This is a genomic window from Streptomyces sp. SID14478 (assembly GCF_010548525.1).
Lineage (GTDB): Bacteria > Actinomycetota > Actinomycetes > Streptomycetales > Streptomycetaceae > Streptomyces.
Genome location: NZ_JAAGMG010000603.1, coordinates 1 through 5,965 on the forward strand (window position 1 = coordinate 1; position 5,965 = coordinate 5,965).

The 5,965-nt window shown below is 72.6% G+C and carries 5 protein-coding genes; 4 read left to right on the top strand and 1 reads right to left on the bottom strand.

Features of this window, described 5'->3' with window-relative positions:
- The 3 genes from G3I40_RS19955 to G3I40_RS19965 all read left to right on the top strand — a co-directional run.
- On the top strand, positions 1-2,136 hold a 2,136-nt coding region (locus G3I40_RS19955; RefSeq protein WP_164303501.1), incomplete at its 5' end, for a glycoside hydrolase family 3 C-terminal domain-containing protein.
- A gap of 16 nt (positions 2,137-2,152) precedes the next feature.
- Positions 2,153-3,736, top strand: a complete 1,584-nt coding sequence (locus G3I40_RS19960; protein WP_164303502.1) for a carboxylesterase family protein — start codon at positions 2,153-2,155, stop codon at positions 3,734-3,736.
- Between the two features lie 86 nt (positions 3,737-3,822).
- Positions 3,823-4,470, top strand: a complete 648-nt coding sequence (locus G3I40_RS19965) for a DedA family protein (RefSeq protein WP_164303503.1) — start codon at positions 3,823-3,825, stop codon at positions 4,468-4,470.
- 102 nt (positions 4,471-4,572) lie between these two features.
- On the opposite strand, the gene G3I40_RS19970 is transcribed toward G3I40_RS19965, so the two are convergent.
- Positions 4,573-5,100, bottom strand: coding sequence for a gamma carbonic anhydrase family protein (locus G3I40_RS19970; protein ID WP_164303504.1), 528 nt, complete (start codon positions 5,098-5,100; stop codon positions 4,573-4,575).
- A gap of 120 nt (positions 5,101-5,220) precedes the next feature.
- Here G3I40_RS19970 and G3I40_RS19975 point away from each other — a divergent pair.
- A partial coding sequence (locus G3I40_RS19975) for an acyltransferase (protein ID WP_164303505.1) occupies positions 5,221-5,965 on the top strand: 745 nt, incomplete at its 3' end.

The window sequence follows — 5,965 nt, forward strand, 5'->3', positions numbered from 1 at the left end:
GCCTCCGCCTTCGACCCCGCGCTCGCCCGGCGCTACGGCCGGGTCATCGGCCGCGAGGGCCGCGCGCTCGGCCAGGACGTGCTCCTGTCGCCGATGGTCAACCTGATACGCACCCCGTACGCGGGACGCAACTTCGAGACGTTCTCCGAGGACCCGCTGCTCGCCTCCGACCTGGTCGCCGAGGAGATCAAGGGCATCCAGGGCGAGGGCCTGATCGCCACCGTCAAGCACTTCGCGCTCAACAACCAGGAGAAGGACCGCATGTCGATCGACGTGCGGGCCGACGAGCAGACCATGCACGAGCTGGAACTGCGCGGCTTCCGGGCGGCCGTCGCGGCCGGCGCCGGGTCCGTCATGGGCTCGTACAACCAGGTCAACGGCACCTTCGCCTGCGACAACAAGGCGCTGCTCACCGACATACTCCGCGACCAATGGCACTTCACCGGCTGGGTGATGACCGACTGGTTCGCCACGCACACCACCGTCGCAGGGATGGCCGCCGGGCTCGACATGGAGATGCCGGGCGAGCTGATGTTCGGCGCGGCGCTGAAGAAGGCGGTGCAGGACGGCACCGTCCCCGAGCACCAGGTCGACCGCGCGGTGCGGCGCATCCTCTCCGTCATGGAACGGTTCGGGCTGCTGACGGGGAAGGTGCCGACGCGGCCCGCGCGGAACGCCGAGGCGGGCGCCGCCGTGGCCCTGGAGGTCGCCAAGGCCGGTGCCACCCTGCTGCACAACCCGCGCGGCACCCTGCCGCTGCGCGGAGCCCGGTCGATCGCCGTCATCGGCCCCACCGGACGCGTCCCGTTCGTCAGTGGCGGGGGCAGCGCGCACGTCGTCCCCGATCACGCCGACAGTCCGTACGACGCCATCACGTCCCGGGCCGGGCACGGCAGTTCGGTCACGTACGCGCTCGGTGACGACATCTACGGCAAGGCGCTGCCCACGAAGGTGCTCACGCCCGCCGTCGATCTGGAGGAACAGCAGGTCGGCGCCGGGCGGACCTGGTCCTACGACGGCACGCTCACCGCCGGCGCGGCCGACGAGTGGACGTTCGTCATCCACTACTCCGGCGAGCGGCCCGAGGTCGTGCTCGACGGGGTCGAACTCTTCCCCGTGCTGCCCGACTTCGGCGAGTACTTCACGGGCGGCCTGCTCTCCGCGGCGGCCGACGGGCTGATGCTGCGCCGCAAAACCCTTTCCCTGGCGGCCGGTTCGCACCGGCTCCAGATCACGGCGAAGGGCGGCGACAAAGGGCAGACCTTCCGTCTGCGCCGGGTCACCGGGGCGACCCGCGCGGCCGATGTCGCCGAGGCGGTGCGGGTCGCGCGGGCCGCGCACAGCGTCGTCCTGTTCGCGTACGAGGACGCGACCGAGGGCATGGACCGCACCTCGCTCGCCCTGCCCGGTCACCAGGAGGAGCTGATCGCGGCCGTGGCACGGGCCAATCCCCGTACGGCAGTCGTGCTCAACACGTCGTCCGCGACGACCATGCCGTGGCTCGACGGCGTCGGCGCCGTGCTGCAGATGTACTACCCGGGGCAGGAGGGCGCGGCCGCCACCGCCGCCGTCCTGTTCGGCGACTGCGATCCGGGCGGCAGGCTCACCCAGTCCTTCCCGACGTCCGAGGACACCCACCCGATGTCCGGCGACCCGCGCCGCTATCCGGGCGTGGCCGGCGTCGAGGAGTACTCGGAGGGGATCCACCTCGGCTACCGCTGGTACGACGCGCAGGGCGTGCGGCCGCTCTTCCCGTTCGGGCACGGGCTGTCCTACACGTCCTTCGCCTACGAGGGCCTCGCGGCGCGCTGGACGGGCCGCGACGTCGAGGTGTCCTTCACCGTGCGCAACACCGGGAAGCGGCCCGGGGTGGAGGTGGCGCAGGTCTATGTCGGCCCGTCGCCGCATCTCCCGATGGACCAGGCCGTACGGGTGCTGGGCGGGTACCGGCGGCTGACGCTGCGGCCGGGGGAGCGGCGCCGGGTGAGCGTACGGATCGCCCGCGAGACGCTCTCCTCCTGGAGCACGCGACGCCACGGCCCGGTCCTCGGCACCGGCCGCCGCACCGTCTGGGTGGGCTCCTCCGCCCGGGACCCGAGACTGAGCGGGCGGGTCGTCGTGGCAGGGGACAAGTGACATGGGGCGGGGCCGCATGCGTGCCCTCGTCGCCGCCTTGGTGACGCTCCTGGCCGCTGCCCTGCTGCCCGCGGCGGCCGCCCGTGCGACGGACCGCGGCAGCACTCTCGTCCGCACCGCGGCGGGCTGGGTGCACGGTCAACGCACCGTCGAGGGACGGCAGTTCCTCGGCATCCCCTACGCGAAGCCCCCGGTCGGCTCCCTGCGCTGGCGCGCGCCGCGCCCGGCCGGCTCCTGGCACGGTGTCCGCGACGCGACCGACTTCGGCAACAGGTGTGTACAGAGCGCGAGTTGGGACCCCGGGTACGAGGATCCGACGTACACCGAGGACTGTCTCGCCCTGAACGTCTACGCTCCCGACGGCCCGGCCGGGCGGCCCGTGCTGGTGTGGCTGCACGGCGGCGGGCTCACCGCGGGCGCGGGCGCCGACATCGTCCCCGACACCTTCGCGCGCACCACGGGAGCCGTGGTCGTCACCGTCAACTACCGCCTGGGCGCGATGGGTTTCCTCGCGGCGGCCGGCCTCGACCGGCAGGCCCCGGACGGCGTCTCCGGCAACTACGGCCTCCAGGATCAGCAACTGGCGCTGCGCTGGGTGCGCGCCAACATCGGCCGGTTCGGCGGCGACCCGGGCCGGGTCACCCTCGCGGGCGAGTCCGCGGGTGGCCGCTCCGTGTGCACGCAGCTCGCCTCGCCGCCCGGGCGCGGCCTGTTCCGCGCCGGGATCGTCGAGTCCGGCGCGTACGGGGACTGCGGTGCCCGCACGCACGAGGACGCCGCCGGCTCGGGCGCCGCGTTCGCCGCGAAGCTCGGATGCGCGAGCGGCGACGTCACCGGCTGTCTGCGCCGCAAGTCCGCCAAGGAGATCCTCGACGCCCAGGCCGGATTCGACTGGGCCCCCGTCGTGGGCGGCGCGTTCCTGCCCGTGCAGCCCGCCGCGGCGATCGCCGCGGGCCGCTCCGCACGGGTGCCCGTGCTCAACGGCGCCAACAAGGACGAAGGCAGGCTGTTCGCCTACGGCGCCTACGACGGACAGGGCCGGCCGCTGACGGCCGCCGCGTACCCGAAGGCACTGGTCGACGCGTACGGGCCCGCGGCCGGGCGGCGGGCCCTGAAGGAGTACCCCCTCGCCGCCTACCCGTCGCCCACGTACGCGTACGCAGCCGCGGCCGGAGACCAGCTCATGGCCTGCCCGGCGCTCCGTCTGGACCGCAGGCTCGCGCGCACCGGATCACCCGTGTACGCGTACGAGTTCGCCGACCGCACCTCGCCGCCCTTCGCGTCGATCAGGGAGGCGGGCAGGACGTTCGACTTCGGGGCCACGCACGTGAACGAGGTGCAGTACCTCTTCAAGCACTTCGGGCTCGTCACGCCGCTCGATCGCGAACAGCGCGTCCTGTCACGGCAGATGGTGCAGTACTGGGGGTCGTTCGTCCGGGGGTCGGCGCCACGGGCCGACGGGGCGCCCGCCATGCCCGACCGGCGGACCTCGGCCGGGCGGACGCTGTCGCTGCGGACCGCTTCCGTGGGCGGAATCACACGCTCCTCGGCAGTTCACCGCGATCACCACTGCACCTTGTGGGACTCGGTGGCGTCATAGGGAGCAGGTAGGCTGCCCGGCGTGCGCGGCCAGAGGGGGAGCGCACGCCGGGCACACTGATTCTTCGGGTACGGGAGGCGACGGCGTTGCACGTCCAGGAATGGCTCGACACGATTCCGGCGGTCGCCATCTACGCCTTGGTGGCCGGGGTCATCGGCCTCGAGAGCCTGGGCATTCCGCTGCCCGGGGAGATCGTGCTGGTCTCGGCCGCGCTGCTGTCCTCGCAGTCCGGCGACGTCAACCCGTTCGTCCTCGGGGTCTGCGCCACCGCGGGCGCGGTCGTCGGCGACTCCATCGGGTACGCGATCGGGCGCAAGGGCGGCCGGCCGCTCCTCGCGAAGCTGGGGCGGAAGTTCCCCAAGCACTTCGGGCCCGCACACGTCGCCACGGCCGAGCGGTCCTTCCAGAAGTGGGGCATGTGGGCCGTCTTCATCGGCCGCTTCATCGCACTGCTGCGGATCTTCGCCGGGCCGCTCGCCGGCGTGCTGCACATGCCGTACTGGAAGTTCCTCACGGCGAACTTCCTCGGTGGCGTGGTCTGGGCCGGTGGCACGACCGCCGTCATCTACTACCTCGGGGTCGTCGCCGAGGACTGGCTGAAGCGGTTCAGCTACGTGGGCCTCGGCGTCGCCGTGCTGTTCGGCCTCGCCTCGATGCTCCTCATGAAGCGGCGGGCGGCCAAGGTCGCGGCCGAGCACTCCGCCGAGTCGGACCCGGTGGTCGTGGGCGACTGACGCCGCCCTCGGCCCGCTCGTCGTGGACGCGTCCGCCGTGTCGCGAGTGCGGCTCCGGCGGGGCCGCACGCGCCCCTGGCAGGGCGCGGCCTTCCTGTCCGTCTACTGATGTTCCGCGCGGTGGGCCTTGGCCAGGTCCACGTACACCGTGCCGTTGAAGGTGACGCCGTCGCGCTCCTCCTGGGTGAGCTCCCGCTTGACCTTGGCGGGGACGCCCGCGACCAGGGAGCCCGGCGGGACGACCATGCCCTGGGGCACGAGGGCCTGGGCGGCGACCAGGGAACCGGCGCCGATCACCGCGCCGTTGAGGACCGTCGCGCCCATGCCGATCAGGCAGTCGTCCTCGACCGTGCAGCCGTGCAGCACGGCGTTGTGCCCGACGGAGACGCGCGCGCCGATCGTCACCGGGAACCCGGCGTCGACATGCACCGTGCAGTTGTCCTGGATGTTGCTGTCGGCGCCGAGCACGATCGGCTCGAACTCCGCACGCAGCACCGCCCCGTACCAGACGCTCGCGCCCGCGTGCAGGGTGACGTCACCGATCAGCGCGGACTGAGGCGCCACGAACGCCTCCTGGTCCACCTTCGGTTGCTTGCCGCCGAAACCGGTGACGAGTGCCTCGTGCGCCATGGATTCCACTCCTCAAGATCGTGCTCTGTCGCGCCTGAGCGAACCGTACCCGTGGGGTGAAGATCACAGGCCGTCGAGGTGGGGGCGGACGGTACGGGTGAGTAACGTGGCGCTGTGCCGATGAAGTGGAACGTGTTCTCATCAGGTGGGCCGTCCCGTCCTTCCGCCAAGGGCCGCCTCGCCCATCGCGTCGTGCAGGCGGGCTGGCACTGGGCGCAGCGCGCGGGCGCGGTCACCGCGCAGCAGCCGGGCGGGCACCGGTTCGGTGCCATCGGCCCCGGCACCAAGCTCTCGTTCCCGCAAGGAACCGTGTTCGGGGAGCCGTGGATCCACCTCGGCGAGCACTGCATCATCGGCGAACAGGTCACCCTGACCGCCGGGCTGATGCCGGACCTCGACCTGGGCCCCGACCCCATCCTGACCGTGGGCGACGGAGTCGTCATCGGCCGGGGCAGCCACGTCATCGCGGACACGACCGTGACCATCGGGCGCGACGTCTACATGGGCCCGTACGTCTACATCACGTCCACGAACCACTCCTACGACGATCCGCACGAACCCATCGGCAAGCAGTGGCCGCGGATGGAGCCGGTCGCGATCGGCCCCGGCTGCTGGATCGGCACCGGCGCCGTGATCCTTCCGGGGGCCAGGATCGGGCGGAACGTCGTCGTCGCGGCCGGGGCCGTGGTGCGCGGGGAGGTGCCGGACCACGCGGTGGTGGCGGGGGCGCCGGCCCGCGTCGTGCGCACCTGGGACCCGGAGGCGGGCTGGCAGCCGCCGCTGCGCACCCCCGCCCCGCAGCCGATCCCCTCGGACGTCACCCCGGAACAACTCCTCGCGCTCGGCGAGCTGGAGGACACGCCTT